The sequence below is a fragment of the Actinomadura vinacea genome (assembly GCF_039532545.1).
GTDB lineage: Bacteria > Actinomycetota > Actinomycetes > Streptosporangiales > Streptosporangiaceae > Spirillospora > Spirillospora vinacea.
The window spans coordinates 320,844-337,043 of record NZ_BAAARW010000005.1 but is presented as its reverse complement, the minus strand read 5'-3'; the positions used below and the strand labels follow the sequence as shown (position 1 = coordinate 337,043).

Here is a 16,200-nt window from a genome sequence, read left to right as displayed (position 1 = left end):
CGGGCCCCGTGGATCGCCCGCGTCCCCGTCGCCCCGGGGGCGCGGGCGGTTCAATCCGCCCGGCGGGCGCGGGCGTCGAGCCAGGCGAGGGGCAGCGCGGCGATGACCCCGGCCGCGGCCACGGCGAACGAGCCGGCGATTCCCAGGGCGCCGGAGACCAGCCCGAGCACCACCGCTCCCACCCCGGTGCCGGCGTCGAAGGCGATGTTCCAGGCGGCGCTGGCCGAGCCGTGCCCGTCCGGGCCGGAGCGATGGAACATCACCACCAGCGTGTCGTTCTGGACCAGCCCGAATCCCAGACCGTAGGCGGCCGCGGCGACGACGGCCACGATCCCGCCGCCTGCCGGGGAGGCGGCGAAGGCCAGCCCGGCCATGCCGGCGGCGGTCACCAGGACGCCCGGGGCCGCCAGCCGTCCGGCGCCGCAGCGGTCGCTCCACACCCCGGCGGCCCACCGTCCCGCGATGATCGCGGCGGAGAGCACGAGCAGCGCCGTCGCGGCGGCGGCCGGGTCGTCCAGGGCGAGCGGCAGGAACGAGGCGATGCCGCCGAACGCGCACGCCGAGGCGAACAGCGCCGTCCAGGGGCCCGCCGAACCGGCCAGCACTCGCCTGGCGGCCCCCACCGAGTCCGAGACGGACGCCCGAGCGGGCCCGCGCGCACGGGTCGCACCGGCGCGCCGGGCGAGGGTGGTCCGCCCTGACATGGCGGCGACCAGCGGAGCGGCCAGGACGCTCAGCACCCCCGCCACGACGAAGACCGGGACGAAGCCGAACCGTTCGGCCGCCCACAGGCCGGCCGGGAGCACCAGCACCTGGGGCAGTCCCACGGCCAGGCCGTACAGGCCGACGGCGCGCCCGCGCCGGTCCGGGGCGACCATGGCCGCCGCCAGGGCCGCGCCCGCGACCGTGACGATGCCGAACCCGGCGCCGCGGACCGCCGACACGGCCAGCACCCAGGGCAGCGCGTCGGACACGGCGTACCCGAAGCTCGGCACGCCCAGCAGCAGCGCCCCGGCCGCCAGCAGGACCCGCGCCCCGAACCGGCCGGTCAGCCGGCCCATCCAGACCTGGACGAGCACGGTGACGGCCATGACCGTGCCCGTGGTCACGCCCGCGCCGCCATGGCCCGCGCCGCCGCCGACCGACCACAGCGGCACGACCGACAGCAGGACGGCATGGTTGGAGAACATCCCGAACGAGGCCGCCAGCATGAGCAGGAAGTCGCGTCCCGCCAGGCCGGCAGAACCGTCTGCGGTCTGGACGGTCCGCTCCGCCGGGGCGGCCCGCTCGGTCTGGGGAGTGTCGCTCGGAGTCACCCGACCCTTGCTACCGCACCTGGGATGTCATGTCCAATATCCGATTTAGTGCTGACTTCTTGAGCAGAATCCGATTCGGTACGGTTGGACGCGTAGATCCCCGGCGAAGGAGACGATCGGAAGTGACGGGAGTGCGGCCATGAGCACGGCCATCGTGGGGCTCGGCATGACCGAGCTCGGCAAGGTGTACGGGCGCAGCCCCCGCCGGTTCGCGGCCGACGCGGTACGGCTCGCGGTCGCCGACGCCGGACTCGCCCTCGGCGACCTGGACGGGCTGCTGGTCAGCCACGGCACGGGCGGCTCGCCCGGAATCGAACTGGCCGACACCCTCGGCCTGCGCGACCTGCGCCTGCTGTCGCAGATGAACTCCTTCGGCGCCACCGCGGCCGCCATGGTGTCGTACGCCGCCATGTCCATCCTCAGCGGCGCCGCCACCACCGTCGCCTGCGTGTTCGCCGACGCGCCGCGCAAGCCCAGGACGTCGGCGGGCTCGGCCTACCACCGGCAGGCCCCCGAATGGTACGGATTCGGCGGGATGACCGCGGCACTCGGCTTCCGCAGCGTCAACGCCTTCTACGCCCTCGCCGCCCGCCGCCACATGGAACGCTACGGGACGACCGAGGAGCAGCTCGGCGCCATCGCCGTCAGCACCCGCGAATGGGCCGTCCGCAACCCTCGCGCCGAGATGCGCGAACCGATCACCCTGGACGACCACCGCTCGTCCCGCTGGGTCGCCGAACCGCTGCGCCTGCTGGACTGCTGCCTGGTCTCCAACGGCGCCATCGCGGTCGTGATCACCGGCGCGGACCGGGCCCGCGACCTCGCCCGCCCGCCCGTCCACCTGTGGGGCTGGGGCCAGGGCCACCCCGGCCACCGCAACGAGCGCGGCAGCGGCTTCGGCCTCACCACCGGCGCGCTCACCTCCGGCCCGGCCGCGATGAAGATGGCCGGGGTGACCGTCGACGACATCAGCCAGTGCCAGCTGTACGACTGCTACACCTACACCGTCCTGGTGTCCCTGGAGGACTACGGGTTCTGCGCCAAGGGCGAGGGCGGCGCGCTCGCCGCCTCCGGCGCCCTCGGACCGGGCGGCGCGCTGCCGACCAACACCGGCGGCGGGCAGCTGTCGGCGTTCTACATGTGGGGCATGACGCCGCTGTCGGAGGCGGTCGTCCAGGCCCGCGGCGACGGCGGCGGCCGCCAGGCCGACCGCAACGAGGTGATCCTGGTCAGCGGGAACGGCGGCATCCTCGACCACCACGCCACCCTGATCGTCAGCCCGCACCCGAAGGGGGCCTGAACCATGGACATCGGCATCCTGCGCCGGGACGGCCGCACCGACCCCTTCTTCGACGGCACCGCCGCCGACCGGCTGGTCGTCAAGCGGTGCGAGCCGTGCGACCGCTGGTTCGCGCCCGACCAGAGCGGCTGCCCCGGCTGCGGCGGCGAGGACCTGGCCTGGGCCGAGGCGAGCGGCGCCGCGACCCTCGTCACTTGGACGATCACGCACGGCCGCCCCGCCGCCGACGGCACCGCCCCTCCCCCGGCCGCGCTCGCCCTGGTCGAGCTGGACGAGGGCCCGTGGCTGCACGCCAGGCTCGACGGGACCGGCCCAGGCGACCTCCGCGAGGGCCTCCCCCTCCGGGCCTGCTTCGAGCATCCTGACGAAGGCGAGTCCTACATCCTGTTCCGCCCTGCCGACTGAAGGGACCACCGGCATGCGCACCGAGATCTGCGAACGGTTCGGGATCGAGTTCCCCCTGCTGGCCTTCAGCCACTGCCGCGACGTCGTCGCGGCGGTCACCAACGCCGGCGGCATGGGCGTGCTGGGCGCGGTCGCCTACACGCCCGAGCGCTTGGAGGAGGAACTGCGCTGGATCGACGACCACGTGGACGGCCGCCCCTACGGCGTCGACGTGCTCGTCCCGGGCAGGTTGGACGAGTCCGCGGAACGGGCCGGGCGCGGCGAGGCCGACCCGGACGCCATGCTCGCCGCGATCCCCGACGAGCACTGGAGGTTCCTGGCCGGGCTGTTCGAGAAGTACGACGTCCCGCCGCCCGACCTCGACCAGGCCCGGCGCGGCGGCGCCCGCGGCGGCACCCGCGTCACCCAGGAGGGCGCCACCGAGCTGATCGACGTGTCGCTGTCGCACCCCATCCGGCTGATCGCCGGCGCGCTCGGCACTCCCCCGCCGCTGATGGTGGAGAAGGCCAGGTCCGCCGGGATCCCGGTCGCCGCGCTGGTCGGGACGGCCGAGCACGCCCGCCGCCAGGTCGCCGCAGGCGCGGACCTGATCGTGGCGCAGGGCGGCGAGGCCGGCGGCCACACCGGCGAGATCTCCACGATGGTGCTGGTCCCCGAGGTCGTCGACACCGTCGCGCCCGTCCCGGTACTGGCCGCCGGCGGCATCGCCACCGGGCGGCAACTGGCCGCGGCGCTGGCGCTGGGCGCCTCGGGCGCGTGGTGCGGCTCGGTGTGGCTCACCACCGAGGAGGCCGAGACCTCCCCGGCGGTGAAGGAGAAGATGCTCGCGGCGACGTCCCGCGACACCGTCCGCTCCCGGTCCCGTACCGGCAAGCCCGCCCGCCAGCTGCGCTCGTCCTGGACCGACGAGTGGGACGGCCCCGGCAGCCCCGGCCCGCTCGGCATGCCGCTGCAGATCATCGTGTCGCAGGGCGCCATGAACCAGATCCAGAAGATCGCCGAATCGGGCAACCCCGGCGCCCGCGCGCTGGCCAACTACTACGTCGGCCAGTGCGTCGGCCTCATGAACACCGTCAAGCCCGCCCGCCAGGTCGTCCACGACATGATGCAGGACTTCGCCGAGGCCCTCGACCGCCTCAACACCATCAGCGGTACTGGTTGAGGGGGCGGCCCGGGCCCTTCCTCACCTGGTCGACGAACAGGCGGGCGAGGGCTTCGTGGCCGCGCACGGTCGGGTGGAAGCTGCGCGGTTCGGCGGCCAGCGCCGAGACGCTCACCGACAGGCCGTTCATGTACGGGTCGGGCCTGCCCACCTCGTGCCCGGCGAAGGAGCTGTAAGCGTCGACGAACTCGACGCTGCCGGCCCCGCGGGTCCCGGCGATCCGCTGGTCGGCCTCGACCGCGGTCTGCCTGATCACCTCGTTCAGCTCGCGGCCCCGGGCGTTCAGCCACTGCTGGTCGGCCACCGAGATGTTGTCGCCGCCGTCCCCGTCCGCCTCGGAGAACACCCGCGGGTACCCCATCACGATCACTCGTGCGCGGGGAGCCTTGGCGGTGATCCGGTCGTACAGGTCGGGCAGCGAGCCGCGCAGCGCGGCCATCCGGGTGGCGATGTCGCGGCCCTGGTCGGAGCAGCTCCGGCTCCACGGCAGCTTGATCACGCACCCGGCCAGCACCTTGGAGAACCCGACATCGTTGCCGCCCACGCTGATGGTGATCAGGCTGGTGTTCGCGTCGATCCGGTTGAGCTGCGACGGCTCGCCCGACTTGCCGGTCAGGACGGTGCGCGTGGTCGCGCCCGAGCACGCCCAGAACGCGCTGGACTTGAACGGGAAGCTCTTGGCGACCTGGTGGTAGTAGGCCTTGGACGTGCGCTGGCAGCGCGCCAGGGGGTTCTGGTCGGCGACACTGGCCTCCGCGCCGAGCCCGGAAGAATAGGAATCGCCGAGCGCCACATAGGCGCCCTGGGCGGCGGCCTCGACCGGGGTGAGCGGAGTCCGCTGCGGCGGACGCGCCGGATCGTTCACGGCGGCCTGTACCGGTTTGGGACAACCGCTGCCGAAGATCTCGCACCGAACGGCGGGAAGCGCCACCAGGGGCGCGACTGCCACCGCCAGCAGTCCGATCAGCACGGCGACCGCGCGGCCGCGTTCGCCGAACCCGCCCGGGATTCGCATGCCCTCTCCCTCACCCGTCCCCTTGGGCAGACGCCTCGGGCGCCGTCCAGGTTCCCGCCTTTACATTGTAGATTATTTTCCGTCCGCCAGCCGAAGTGATCATGGATGCGGAATCCTGGGACGGTGCTCGCGGTACTGACCGGACTGGGCCTGTCGTCCGCGGCGGGTCTCAACGCCTTCATCCCGGTTCTCATGATCGGCCTGCTGGACCGTTTCACCGACCTCGTGCGGCTGCCCGCCGAGTTCGGCTGGCTCTCCGACGGACCCGTGCTGGCGCTGCTCGCGCTGCTGCTGGCCGCCGAGACCGTCCTCGACAAGGTGCCGGGCGTCGACACCGTCAACGACATCGTCCAGACCCTGATCCGCCCCGCCTCCGGCGGCGCCGTCTTCGCCGCCACCGAGGCCGCCGCCCGCGCCGACGCCTCGCTCATGCGGGACGCCCCGTGGCTCGCCTGGACGCTCGGCATCGCCGCGGCACTGCTCGTCCACCTGACCAAGACCACCGTGCGCCCGCTGGTCAACGCCGGCACCCTCGGCGCCGGCGCCCCCGTGGTCAGCACCGTCGAGGACACCTTCGCCTTCGGCGTGAGCCTGCTCGCCGTCCTGGCCCCGGTGGTCGCGCTGATCGGGCTCGGCATGCTCGGGTACGTCGCGTACCGGCTGCTCAGCCTCCGCCGAAGGCAACCTGCCTGACGCCCGCCGGCGCACCATCACGCCGGCCACCAGAACGGCCAGCACGGCGGCGAGCACCCAGCCCGCCCGTCCGAGCAGCCCTTCCACCGAGGCGCCCGCGAACGCGCCCGCCCCCACGTACACCGACGACCACAGCAGCGCGCCCGCGAGCGAGGCGGGCAGGAACCGGCGGTACGGCAGCCGCGACGCGCCCGCCACGGCCGGGGTGAGCGTGCGCACCACCGGGACGAGCCGGGTGAGGAACACCGCCGCCGCTCCGTGCCGGTTCACTGCGGCCATCGCCCGCTCCCAGTGCTGCTCGCCGAGTCTCCGGACGGGCCTCGTCGCGGCGAGCCTGGCCCCGTACCGGCGTCCGATCCCGTATCCCACATGGTCGCCCGCCGTCACGCCGAGGCCCACCACCAGCAGCATCGGCACGAGCCGGACCGGCTCGGCCGCCGCCGCGCCCAGCAGCAGGACGGCGCTCTCCCCCGGAACCAGCGTGCCGAGCCCGAGCCCGGACTCCGCGAACGCCAACACCCCCGCGACGATCAACAGCACGGCGAAGGGAAGCCCCGCCACCGCCTGGACGCCGTCGACAATCCATTCCACCCGTGCCCCCGCGCGTTCGACCGCGCCGCCCGGAGCAACCCTAGTAGATTTCCTCCCGCGGCTAAGGCCGGGGGATTCCGACCAGAGGGATCTCTGGTCGGGCCTCGCGGAGTCCCGGCGGTTCCTGCTTCACAGACCGGCCGACCGGTATGACCAGCGGGGAAGCCGATCTGAGGCTGATCTGAAGTCGGCCACCGTTTGACTGTGCCGTGCTCGCCCTCATCGCGGAGGGCTCGTCCAGATCAGGAGGAAGTATGCGACGACTCCACAAGGCTCTCGCCGTCACCGGTGGGCTGACCGTGCTCGCGCTCGGCTTGAGCGCGCCTCCCGCGCAGGCCGCCAGCTGCCGAAGCGGCTACGTCTGCATGTGGGAAGACCCCAACTATTCCGGGTCCCTGTACGTCGAACAGCCGAACCAGAACGGCCGCTACGAAATCGACGGGTTCAACGGCGACAACGAGATCTCATCCGTGATCAACAACACGGGCAAATGCATTGTGCTCCACGCCAACGACGGGTGGACGGGCCGAACGCACTCCATCCAGAAGTCCGGCAGTGCAAGCCAGAGGCCGAACCTTCAGTTGAACGGCTACGACAACGAGGCGGAAAGCTACGGGATCCACAACACCGGCTGCTGAGCGGCCGCTGGTGGCACGACCACGAACACCGGCTCAGAGCTCTTGAAGCCACGGCAAGCCACAGTGGAGAGGCCGACCGGACAGAATGATCATTCTGTCCGGTCCCCGAGGCCACATCGCCGAGGCGCACTGGAACGCACGTTGCGGCAGACCCGAGGTGACTGCCGCGCTAGAAGTTCCGATCAGCCCGCCACATGACCAGACGCGGCCCAAGCTCGTGCAGACCGGCTTTGACCTCGGCGTCCCAGTGGGCCCGCAGCCCTGGCCCCCAACGCTCCTGCGGGAGCTCCTCGAAACCGTGCCCGGCGTACCAGGGGCCGTTCCACGGCACGTCCCGGAACGTCAGCAGCGACACCCCGGGCGCCCCCGCCTCCGCGGCACGCCGGAGGACCTCCTTGAGCAGCCTGCCCCCGATGCCCTTCCGCACATGGTCGACATGCACGCTGATCTGCTCCAGGTGAACCGCGCCGTCCACCTCCTCGACGGCCGCGAACCCCAGCGGCGGATCCCCGGCGACCAGGACCTCCGCCCGCTTCTCGATCATCGTCTCGATCACCATCGGCCCGGGCGGGAACACGATCCCCAGCGGCGCGAACATGGCGTCGGCCGACTGCTCGATGCCCGGCAGCGGAGGCCAGTCCTCGGGACGGGCAAGACGCGGTTCCAGGTCCATTCCGCGATCGTACGACCGCCCCGTCCCGTCCGCCGAGCCGATAAAGCGCATCCACACCACACTGCGATCACCGTCGGCGCGCACACCCCAGTCCAGGGCCAGCGCGTCGATGATCCGCATGCCCCGCCCGTCCTCCGCCAGCGGATCGTCGCGCAACCGAGGCCGCTCTCCGCCGGCCCCGTCGTCGACCACCTCCGCGACGACCACCCCGCCCCCGTCCACGACGCTCACGCGAACCCGTCCGCCCCGCCCCGACGCCGTGTGCTCGACCGCGTTGGTGAACGCCTCGTTCACGCACGTCCGGACGTCGTCCAGCAATGGATGCCCTGCCCCGAGCACATCCCGCACGAACCCCCGCACCCGACCAGCGGAACTCTCGAGCCCTGGCAGCGTGATCCCGACCTGCGTCCGGTTCATGCTCGCCACCTGTTGGGGGGACGACCCCCCACACCCCCCGGCAAGAGCTGCGCTCATGTCCTCGCTCCGCTCGGTCATGCCGCAGCCACCGCGATCACCCGCGCGGCCTCGTCCAGCGCCGCCGCGTCAACCTCCGCGCCCCGCCACACCAGCAGCCACGCGTGCCCGCAATCCACGGCGACGACCGGCTCCCACCGCCCGTCCCCGCACCGCACGTACAGCACCGGCTCGGCGCATTTCGGGAACTCCAGCCGGCAGCCCAGCGAGCCCGTCCACAATCGCCACGCCAGCCCGGCCAGGAGCGCGTACCGCATCTCGCTCGGCGCCATCACATCCCCTTTCGGTCCTGATGTCACCGGCCAGATTCATCACGCTCCGCGCCTATGGCAACACGTTCAGCTTTACCCGCGACGTCCAGTAACTGGATTTCGAGACCTCCCGGAACTCCGTAGCCCCTTGACTGCACACCGTGACAGTCTGATCACATGGCGAAACCGCTCCCCTCGACCGCCCGCCGCCGCAAGATCGGCCGTGTCCTGAGGCAGATCCGCGAGGACGCGGGCCTCACCCTCAACGCCGCAGGCCGAAGCATGGAACGATCGGGCTCATCCCTCAGCCTGATCGAGAAAGGCATTCAGCAGCTCAGACTGCGCGACCTCAAACACATCCTGGACGTGTACGACGTCGCCCCCGACACCCGCGCCGCCCTGATGACCCTCGCCGAACAGCAGCAACAGCTAGGCTGGTGGGAAGAATTCAAAGACACCATCTCCCCCGCCGCCCGCGACTACGCCTCACTAGAGTCCAATGCAACGCACCTGGACGCCTACGAGATGGGTTTCATCCCCGGCCTACTCCAGACCGAGGACTACGCTCGTGTCGTAATGCACGCTGGACAAGTGGAAAACAACCCAGCCCAAGCGGAACGCTTCGTGGTCTATCGCATGGCCCGGCAGCAGATACTCGACCGAACTCGGACCCCCCGGCTCCATGTCGTCATCGACGAAGCCGCGCTACGACGGAAACGCGGTCGGAGGCAGGTGATGCAAGAACAACTGGTCAAGCTCATCGAGCAGTCCCGGCGGGATGACATATCGCTGCAAGTACTGCCATTCGATGTCGAAAGCGACCCCGGTGACGTCACGTCCTTCCAGATCTTGGATATCGGCCGCCCAGCAGTGCTCAGCACCGTGCTCATCGATCATCTGACCGGGAGCTGGTTTATGGAGGAGGAGTCAATCATCGCCGCGTACCGCGCGAGCTTCCGTCGCCTCAGTGCGGCCGCACTCGGCGAATTGGACTCCCAGAAGCTGGTCCAGCGCATAGTCTCGGACCTATGAGCGAGTCGACCAAGTTCGCCCCGAAGTGGCGTAAGAGCAGCCGCAGCAACAGCCAAGCAGGCGAGTGCGTCGAAGCGGCCGGCCTGGCTGACACGGTCGCCATACGGGACTCCAAGGACCCCAACGGCCCCACTCTCACGCTCCCGTCAACCACGTGGCGATCGCTCCTGAGCAGTATCAAGAACACCTGACCAGGACGTGGCCTCGCTGCACGCCCTCCGGACGATCCACCGGCGGACGACCTGACCCAGCCGAGAAGGAGACCTGTGGCCAAGGGCGACACCGGCAGTGGCGAGGTGTGGGATCCGTTCGGGACGCTTCGCCGGGCTCTGTGGATCGGCGGAGGGCAGTGGGCCGGCAAGTCCACCGTGTCCCAGCTGCTGGCACTCCGATACGGGCTGACCGCCTACCGCTACGACTACCACGACGCCCGGGGCCACAACGATCGCCGGATCGCTCGCCGCATCAGACTCGGTCAACCTCCCGCGGATCCGGATCCCGATGTCACCTGGGTGAACACCACCCCGCAGGACATGGCCGCCGAAACGCTGGCGGGCTTCCCGGTCCGGTTCGAGTGGGCCCTGGACGACCTGCGCGCCATGTTCTCCGGGCGCCCGATCATCGCCGAAGGCTGGGGGCTGCGCCCCGAGTTGGTCGCGCCCATCGCCGGGTCGCTCCGGCAGATCGTCGTCATGGTTCCCACCGAGGCGTTCCGCGCGCGGCAACTTCGCGAGCTCGCCCGGGCCGCCGCCGTCGGGCATGACGTCAGCGATCCCGCGCGGGCGCAGCACAACCGGCTCGAACGAGACCGCCTCGTCGCCGACGACGCCGTCCGCTCCGCGCGACGCCTCGGCATCCGCGTGATCGAGGTCGACGGGACCCTCGACGCCGCCGCCGTCGCCGACATCGTCGCCGACCACTTCCGCCCCGCTCTCCCACCGCTGGAAGATCACGGGATGGACCAGGTCGGACGCCATGCCACACGGTGACCAATGACTTTGCTTGACCTCAAGCTAAGTTGAGGATGTTGAGTGGCCGATGGCGGCGATCACCGTCGCCCCGGACGGACTCCGGTGCTGCGAAAGGCACGGTCATGACGAACGAGATCTTGGTGGTGGGAGACATTTCGCCGGAGACGCAGGCGGCGGCGACCGGCGTGGTGAAGGCGCTGGAGAAGGCGTTCAATACCAAGGACCCCATCGCCCTGAGCGAGCAGTTCGCCCAGAAGACCTCGTGGTCGAACGCCATGGGCACACGCCTGGACGGCCGCGAGGCGATCGCAGAGTTCAGCGCCCCGGCGATGAAGGGTCTCCTGCGCGAGTCGTACGCGCGCTACGACATCGTCAAGCTGCTGGAAATCGCGCCCGACGTGATCGCTGTGAACGTGGCGCAGACCCCCACCGACGGCTCGGGCGATCCCGTCGAGGACACCCGCGGGGCGGCGCTCTACGTGATCGCCAAGCACATGGACGGCTGGAAGATCGTGGCCGGTCAGAACACCGCCATCGAGGCCCCGTCCGCCTGATGACACCCGGCCGCCGGCCGGTCCTGCGCCCTTCGGGGAGGCGCCGGACAACGCCGATCCGGACAGCGACCGCACACGGTGACCGACCAGGCCCACCGGCCGGCGAACGCGATCGCCGGGCTCGCCGCCCGCGTCGTCGCGGGCGGCGATCCCGGCCGGACGGGATCAGCGGTGGCCGGTGTTGCAACCCACCGGTTCAGCAGCCGCAGGCCGCTGTGGAGACCGGGGTGGTGAGCGGGTCGGCGGGCGTGCTGGCACGCCCGCCGGGAGTCTGCACCGCGAACCCCTCCCGCACCCAGTACTCATAGCCACCGATCATCTCTTTCACCCGGTAACCGAGCTGGGCGAAGGCCAGCGCGGCCCGGGTCGCGCCGTTGCACGCCGGGCCCCAGCAATAGGTCACGACGGTGGCGGCCCGGGGGACGACGAGGTGGGCCCGCTCGGTGACGAGGGCGGTCGGCAGGTGAAATGCGCCGGGCAGATGGCCCTGTTCCCAGGATTCGTCGCTGCGGGAGTCGACGACGACCAGGCCGGGCACCTCGTCCTGCAGGTCGGCGTGCACGTCGGACACATCGGTCTCGAAGGCCAGGCGCGCGGCGAAGTGCCGGACGGCCTCGTCGGGCGAAGCCGGAGCGGTGGAGGAAACTCGTGACATGCCGATGATGGTCGTTGACCGCCGCGACAGCCCAAAGTGGCGTGGACGTCGCCTATCGATAGGATCCCGCCATGCAGGTCCTCCCGAAGCCCGGGTCGACGGTCGCGGTGCTCGCCTATGAGGGCATGTCGCCGTTCGAGACCGGGATCGTCACCGAGGTGTTCGGGCTGCCGAGGCCCGAACTCGACGTGCCGTGGTACCACCTGACGGTCTGCGCCGAACGGCCCGGCCCAGTACGCATCATCGGCGGCGCCGCCGTCCACTCCGAGCACGGCCTGGAGGAGTTCGCCGCCGCGCAGACCGTGATCGTCCCCGGTGTGAGCGACGTACGCGGGGAGTGCTCCCCCGAACTCATCGCCGCCCTCCGCCTGGCGCACGACCAGGGTGCCCGGATCGTGTCCATCTGCTCGGGGGCGTTCGCGCTGGCCGCCGCCGGCCTGCTGGACCATCGCCCGGCGACGACCCACTGGCAGCACGCCGACCTGCTGCGGCGGCGTTACCCGCTCGTGCGGGTGAACCCCGACGTCCTCTACATCGACGACGGAGAGGTCCTCACCAGCGCGGGAAGCGCGGCCGGCCTCGACCTGTGCCTGCACCTCGTACGCCGCGACCACGGGCCGAGCATCGCCAACGCGGTGGCAAGGCGGCTGGTCATCCCACCCCACCGCGAAGGCGGCCAGGCGCAGTTCATCGAAGCCCCGGTGCCGCACGACCTCGACGACGACCGGATCACCCGGACGATGACCTGGGCGCTGGCCAACCTGCGAGATGAGCTCACGGTCGAGATCCTCGCCCGCCGCGCGCACATGTCCGCCCGCACCTTCCTGCGTCACTTCGCACGCTGCACCGGCACCAGCCCGACCCGCTGGCTGATCGCCCAGCGGATCCAGGCCAGCCTGCCCCTGCTGGAGAAGACCTCCACTCCGATCGAGGAGATCGCCCGCACCGTCGGGTTCGCCAGCCCGATCACCTACCGCTCCCACTTCGTACGTGCGATGCGGACGACACCGTCGGGATACCGCCGCGCATTCGCCGACGAACCCGGCGGCTCTTTCAACCCGCCGCCGGAGCCGGGCGGCTGACCCGCGGGCACCCGCTCAGCGCCCTATCAGCCCGGGTCCCCGGTGATCCTCACCCGTTCGGGCGCGGCGCGCGGGAAGCGCCAGATCTGGCCGGCGGTGCTGGTCGCGGTCACGGTCGTGTCGTCGAGCTCGACGGACGAGAAGGGGTTGGAATGTCGTGAGATCGCGAGCCACTCCAGCGTGTCCTCGCCGTCCAGCCTGGTCAGTGCCACCCAGCCGATACTTCCGTGGGCGGACGACTCGCCCGCGAGGGCCCGGCTTCCGTTCTGATCGCACGAGGCCAGAGCGACATCTACGTCGAGCCAGTTCGCCGGTGTCCACTGCTCCGCCCGGACGATCTCCCACCAGTCCCACCGCGCGAGGTCTGCGTAGACCTGGAGTTCCATCACGGACAGGGAGCCGTCGCCGAGAAGGACCAGGTCGCCGTCCGGTGCCTGCCGGGCACGCCAGCGTGCCTGCACCTCAGCGGCTGTAACGGTCCGATCGCCTGCCATCCGTCCCCCACGTTCGCCCGGTTACGTCCGTTGGACTGCGCGGGGGCGAACATACCCGGCTTCCGGATGGTCGAGAGCGAGCGGCATGACCACTGCCGACTCCGGTTATGTCGGTCACACTGTCGCGCGTCACAGAGCGCGACCGGCATCAAGGGGACGCCGCGGTACATGGCGCCGGAGGTGTTCCGCGGGCACAGCCCCGGGAGCGCGGTCGACATCTGGGCCTGGGGCGCGACCGTCCTGTTCGCGGCGGCCGGCCGCGCGCCGTTCGGCGGCGACGCGCTGCCGAAGGTGATGCACGCGGTGCTGAACACCGAGCCGGACGTCTGCTCTCCCGGGACACGGCGGCCGGAAAGGAGCGCGGCCGCCTCCCCATCGGGAAGCCCGGCGACAGCCCCACGGTGTTCGACGGGATCGACCTGAGCCCGTCCGGGAACCTGCTGCTGGCGGGCAACCGCGAGGCGCGCACCGTCTGGGATCTGCGGACGCTCCCCCGGCGACCCGGCGGCAGGACCTTGCACAGCGCCGCCGACGGCAGGAACGTCCTCACACACGAACTCGCCCCGGCGCTGACGGCCGCGGCGCTGTGCCAGACCACCTGCGGCGGGCTGAGCCGGCAGGAGTGGAAGGCGACCCTGCCGACGCTCGACTACCGCGCGACCTGCCTGAAGGCGCCGTGAGCGGCCGGAGGTCAGTGCGGGAGTTCGGCCAGTGCCTCGGACGCGAACTCGGAGATCGGCTGGTCCATGTCCGCCGCGCGGCTCAGCCAGCGCCGGGCCTCGTCGGCGTCGCCGGCGTCCTTGGCCGCCATGCCGATGAGGTTGCACGCGAACGCCACCGCCTCCGGCCTGGGCGAGGTGGCGATCGTCCGGTGCGCCGCCTCGGTCGCGGCGCGGACCTCGTCCTCGCTCAGGTCCCCCAGCAGCATCTGCATCAGCCAGATGGCCGCCTGGCCGCCGTCGGGATGGTCGATCAGCGCCGCCCTCTCGTAGGCGGCCCGCGCGCCCTCGGCGTCGCCGCGGTCGGCCAGCAGGTCGCCCAGGCGTCCACCGGCGCCGGCCAGCACCTGCCCGTCCCCGGCGTCCAGGACCCGCCGGTACACGGCGATCGCGCCGTCCTCGTCGCCGCGCTCCTCACGGCGTTCGCCCATGCAGAAGCCCGCGAGGGCGAAGCACGCGGCGTCGCCGGAGTCCATCGCGCGGGTGAACAGGTCTTCGGCGCGCTCGTGGTCCCCGAACCGGGCGAAGTGCACCGCCCTGGGGACCATCGCCCGCGCCGCGACGTCCGGATGGCCGTGCTCGATGAGCAGTTCCAGGATCACCTGGGCGGTGACCTCGTCGCCGGCTTCCGCGTGCCGGTAGTGGAGCCACAGGCCGAGGTTGCCCGCCGCCTCGTGCTCGTCCGGGCCGAACCGTTCCAGCGCCGCGGTGAACGCGGGGAAGGCCGACCCCAGCCCGGCGAGCGCGAAGTCGGCCACGAGTTCGGACCCGAACGCGTCCACCAGTTCGCGGCGCGCGTCGTCGCGCCGGCCCTCCCGCATCAGCTCGCCGGCCTGCTCCACGGCATCGCTGCGGACCGCCTCGTCCCTCACCACCGCCATGCCTTCCCATCGCCGACATACCGGCGCTCAACGTAACAGGCCCGGACGATCATGGAGGTCCGGTCCACGGAACCCGAGCGGGGCTCGTGACAGTCACAGCGACGAGGCCCCGCTGGGCCCCCGGTAGGACCGGAGCCCGTCTTCCGTGGGGTGGCTTGATCCGGGCCGCCCCACGGGCCCTTGTTTCGGTACATAGTGTACCGTTATGGTCATGACAACGAAGACGGACGCGTGGCCGGACGGCCTCGCGGTCACCCAGGTACGGGTCGCACGGCCCACCGACAAACTGGACGAAGTGGTCGCCTTCTACCGGGACACGCTGGGCCTGCCCGAGCTCTACCGCTTCAGCGGCCACGCCGGTTACGACGGCGTGATGCTCGGCCTGCCCGGCACGGACCACCACCTGGAGTTCACCTCGCACGAGGACGGCAGCCCGTGCCCGGCCCCGACCGACGACAACCTGCTGGTGCTGTACTTCGCCGGCGAGGCACGCATGTACGACACGGTGGAACGGCTCGCGGCGGCCGGCCACGAACCGGTCCCGGCGGAGAACCCCTACTGGGCCGCGAACGGCGCCCTGACCTTCGCCGATCCCGACGGCTGGCGCGTCGTGCTGGTACCCAAGCCGGTCTTCTGATGCCCGGACGCACCCGGGACGCGCGCATCGACCGCGCGGTGCTGGACGCCACCGTCGAACTGCTCGGCGAGACCGGCTACGCCGCGCTGTCGATGGGCGCCGTCGCCCAGCGCGCCGGGGTGCACCGGCCGGCGGTGTACCGGCGCTGGCCGTCCAAGCGGCACCTGGTGGTCGACGCGGTGGCCGCCAGGCTCGGGCTGGACCCGACCCCCGACACCGGCGACCTGCGCGCGGACCTGGTCACGGGCATCACGACGGTCGTGGACTCGCTGGCCGGGACGCCGCTGGGCCGCGTCCTGCCGGCGCTGGTGGCGGATCTGGCCGCCGACCCCGAACTGTCGGAACGGTTCCTGGACCAGGTGTTCCACCCCAGGCGCGCCACCACCGCCGCCACGCTGCGCGCGGCCGCCGGCCGCGGCGAGATCCGCGCGGACTTCGACATGGACTTCGTCCTCGACGCGCTGGCGGCCCCGCTGTACTACCGGGTCCTCTTCGGCCATCTGCCGCTGACGCGGCGGCTCGCGGAGCAGTGCGTGGACGCCGTCCTCGCCGGCCTGCGCACCTGACTCACAGGCCGATTCGGGAGGGCGCGGCGGGAGCGGCTGCTTCCCTCCGCGGTCGGCCGGCAGGGCCGGTTCGGCGACCCGGCCGCACCGG

General features: G+C 71.6%; 21 protein-coding genes and 1 pseudogene. 14 read left to right on the top strand and 8 right to left on the bottom strand.

Annotated elements, in window-relative coordinates; translation table 11 throughout:
• Positions 1 to 50 precede the first annotated feature (50 nt).
• Positions 51 to 1,316, bottom strand: coding sequence for an MFS transporter (locus tag ABD340_RS08140; RefSeq protein ID WP_344587978.1), 1,266 nt, complete (start codon positions 1,314 to 1,316; stop codon positions 51 to 53).
• A 139-nt stretch (positions 1,317 to 1,455) separates the two neighbouring features.
• On the opposite strand from ABD340_RS08140, the gene ABD340_RS08135 reads away from it, so the two are divergent.
• Genes ABD340_RS08135 through ABD340_RS08125 form a run of 3 tightly spaced genes read left to right on the top strand, consistent with a single transcriptional unit; the run spans position 1,456 to position 4,183 of the window.
• Entirely contained in the window at positions 1,456 to 2,616 is a 1,161-nt protein-coding gene (locus ABD340_RS08135; protein ID WP_344587977.1) for a thiolase family protein, read from the top strand.
• Positions 2,617 to 2,619: 3 nt separating this feature from the next.
• Positions 2,620 to 3,021 carry a Zn-ribbon domain-containing OB-fold protein gene (locus ABD340_RS08130; RefSeq protein ID WP_344587976.1) on the top strand — a complete coding sequence of 134 codons (402 nt, stop codon included), beginning with the start codon at positions 2,620 to 2,622 and terminating at the stop codon, positions 3,019 to 3,021.
• Positions 3,022 to 3,034: 13 nt separating this feature from the next.
• Positions 3,035 to 4,183: an NAD(P)H-dependent flavin oxidoreductase gene (locus tag ABD340_RS08125; RefSeq protein WP_344587975.1), complete on the top strand. Its 1,149-nt coding sequence runs from the start codon at positions 3,035 to 3,037 to the stop codon at positions 4,181 to 4,183.
• On the opposite strand, the gene ABD340_RS08120 is transcribed toward ABD340_RS08125, so the two are convergent.
• Positions 4,167 to 5,198, bottom strand: coding sequence for an SGNH/GDSL hydrolase family protein (locus ABD340_RS08120; protein WP_344587974.1), 1,032 nt, complete (start codon positions 5,196 to 5,198; stop codon positions 4,167 to 4,169). The two genes, ABD340_RS08125 and ABD340_RS08120, sit on opposite strands and share 17 nt — an antisense overlap.
• A 123-nt stretch (positions 5,199 to 5,321) precedes the next feature.
• On the opposite strand from ABD340_RS08120, the gene ABD340_RS08115 reads away from it, so the two are divergent.
• Positions 5,322 to 5,891, top strand: coding sequence for a DUF4126 domain-containing protein (locus tag ABD340_RS08115; protein WP_344587973.1), 570 nt, complete (start codon positions 5,322 to 5,324; stop codon positions 5,889 to 5,891).
• 114 nt (positions 5,892 to 6,005) lie between these two features.
• Here ABD340_RS08115 and ABD340_RS08110 read toward each other — a convergent pair.
• Positions 6,006 to 6,410 (bottom strand): annotated as a pseudogene (locus ABD340_RS08110) (DedA family protein); the annotation flags it as partial.
• Between the two features lie 326 nt (positions 6,411 to 6,736).
• Between ABD340_RS08110 and ABD340_RS08105 the strand changes: the two are divergent.
• Positions 6,737 to 7,120 carry a peptidase inhibitor family I36 protein gene (locus ABD340_RS08105; RefSeq protein WP_344587972.1) on the top strand — a complete coding sequence of 128 codons (384 nt, stop codon included), beginning with the start codon at positions 6,737 to 6,739 and terminating at the stop codon, positions 7,118 to 7,120.
• Between the two features lie 169 nt (positions 7,121 to 7,289).
• Here ABD340_RS08105 and ABD340_RS08100 read toward each other — a convergent pair whose 3' ends face one another.
• Positions 7,290 to 8,210, bottom strand: coding sequence for a GNAT family N-acetyltransferase (locus ABD340_RS08100; protein WP_344587971.1), 921 nt, complete (start codon positions 8,208 to 8,210; stop codon positions 7,290 to 7,292).
• Between the two features lie 74 nt (positions 8,211 to 8,284).
• A complete protein-coding gene (locus ABD340_RS08095; RefSeq protein ID WP_344587970.1) occupies positions 8,285 to 8,539 on the bottom strand; it encodes a hypothetical protein in 255 nt (84 codons plus the stop codon).
• Between the two features lie 156 nt (positions 8,540 to 8,695).
• Here ABD340_RS08095 and ABD340_RS08090 point away from each other — a divergent pair, with 156 nt between their 5' ends.
• The 4 genes from ABD340_RS08090 to ABD340_RS08075 all read left to right on the top strand — a co-directional run bounded on the left by ABD340_RS08090 (position 8,696) and on the right by ABD340_RS08075 (position 11,075).
• Positions 8,696 to 9,550: a helix-turn-helix domain-containing protein gene (locus tag ABD340_RS08090; RefSeq protein ID WP_344587969.1), complete on the top strand. Its 855-nt coding sequence runs from the start codon at positions 8,696 to 8,698 to the stop codon at positions 9,548 to 9,550.
• Positions 9,547 to 9,741, top strand: coding sequence for a DUF397 domain-containing protein (locus tag ABD340_RS08085; protein WP_344587968.1), 195 nt, complete (start codon positions 9,547 to 9,549; stop codon positions 9,739 to 9,741). Before ABD340_RS08090 ends, ABD340_RS08085 begins: the two co-directional genes overlap by 4 nt.
• A gap of 75 nt (positions 9,742 to 9,816) precedes the next feature.
• Positions 9,817 to 10,539, top strand: a complete 723-nt coding sequence (locus tag ABD340_RS08080; protein ID WP_344587967.1) for a hypothetical protein — start codon at positions 9,817 to 9,819, stop codon at positions 10,537 to 10,539.
• A gap of 104 nt (positions 10,540 to 10,643) precedes the next feature.
• Positions 10,644 to 11,075, top strand: a complete 432-nt coding sequence (locus tag ABD340_RS08075; RefSeq protein WP_344587966.1) for an SgcJ/EcaC family oxidoreductase — start codon at positions 10,644 to 10,646, stop codon at positions 11,073 to 11,075.
• A 196-nt stretch (positions 11,076 to 11,271) separates the two neighbouring features.
• On the opposite strand, the gene ABD340_RS08070 is transcribed toward ABD340_RS08075, so the two are convergent.
• Positions 11,272 to 11,730 (bottom strand): rhodanese-like domain-containing protein, encoded by a 459-nt coding sequence (locus ABD340_RS08070; RefSeq protein ID WP_344587964.1) that lies wholly within the window; start codon positions 11,728 to 11,730, stop codon positions 11,272 to 11,274.
• Positions 11,731 to 11,801: 71 nt separating this feature from the next.
• On the opposite strand from ABD340_RS08070, the gene ABD340_RS08065 reads away from it, so the two are divergent.
• Complete coding sequence (locus tag ABD340_RS08065; RefSeq protein WP_344587963.1) at positions 11,802 to 12,812, top strand: helix-turn-helix domain-containing protein; 1,011 nt, start codon at positions 11,802 to 11,804, stop codon at positions 12,810 to 12,812.
• Between the two features lie 26 nt (positions 12,813 to 12,838).
• Here ABD340_RS08065 and ABD340_RS08060 read toward each other — a convergent pair whose 3' ends face one another.
• A complete protein-coding gene (locus tag ABD340_RS08060; RefSeq protein ID WP_344587962.1) occupies positions 12,839 to 13,273 on the bottom strand; it encodes a hypothetical protein in 435 nt (144 codons plus the stop codon).
• Between the two features lie 99 nt (positions 13,274 to 13,372).
• Here ABD340_RS08060 and ABD340_RS08055 point away from each other — a divergent pair, with 99 nt between their 5' ends.
• A complete protein-coding gene (locus tag ABD340_RS08055; protein ID WP_344587960.1) occupies positions 13,373 to 13,729 on the top strand; it encodes a protein kinase domain-containing protein in 357 nt (118 codons plus the stop codon).
• Positions 13,708 to 13,986: a hypothetical protein gene (locus ABD340_RS08050; RefSeq protein ID WP_344587959.1), complete on the top strand. Its 279-nt coding sequence runs from the start codon at positions 13,708 to 13,710 to the stop codon at positions 13,984 to 13,986. The genes ABD340_RS08055 and ABD340_RS08050 overlap by 22 nt, the downstream gene beginning before the upstream one ends.
• A gap of 11 nt (positions 13,987 to 13,997) precedes the next feature.
• Here the strand turns inward: ABD340_RS08050 and ABD340_RS08045 are convergent, their stop codons facing one another.
• Positions 13,998 to 14,906 (bottom strand): tetratricopeptide repeat protein, encoded by a 909-nt coding sequence (locus tag ABD340_RS08045; protein ID WP_344587957.1) that lies wholly within the window; start codon positions 14,904 to 14,906, stop codon positions 13,998 to 14,000.
• A 211-nt stretch (positions 14,907 to 15,117) separates the two neighbouring features.
• Between ABD340_RS08045 and ABD340_RS08040 the strand changes: the two genes are divergently transcribed.
• Both ABD340_RS08040 and ABD340_RS08035 read left to right on the top strand, forming a co-directional pair.
• Complete coding sequence (locus tag ABD340_RS08040; RefSeq protein WP_344587956.1) at positions 15,118 to 15,543, top strand: VOC family protein; 426 nt, start codon at positions 15,118 to 15,120, stop codon at positions 15,541 to 15,543.
• On the top strand, positions 15,543 to 16,109 hold the full coding sequence (locus ABD340_RS08035) for a TetR/AcrR family transcriptional regulator (protein ID WP_344587955.1): 567 nt from the start codon (positions 15,543 to 15,545) through the stop codon (positions 16,107 to 16,109). The genes ABD340_RS08040 and ABD340_RS08035 overlap by 1 nt, the downstream gene beginning before the upstream one ends.
• The last annotated feature ends 91 nt before the right edge of the window (positions 16,110 to 16,200 follow it).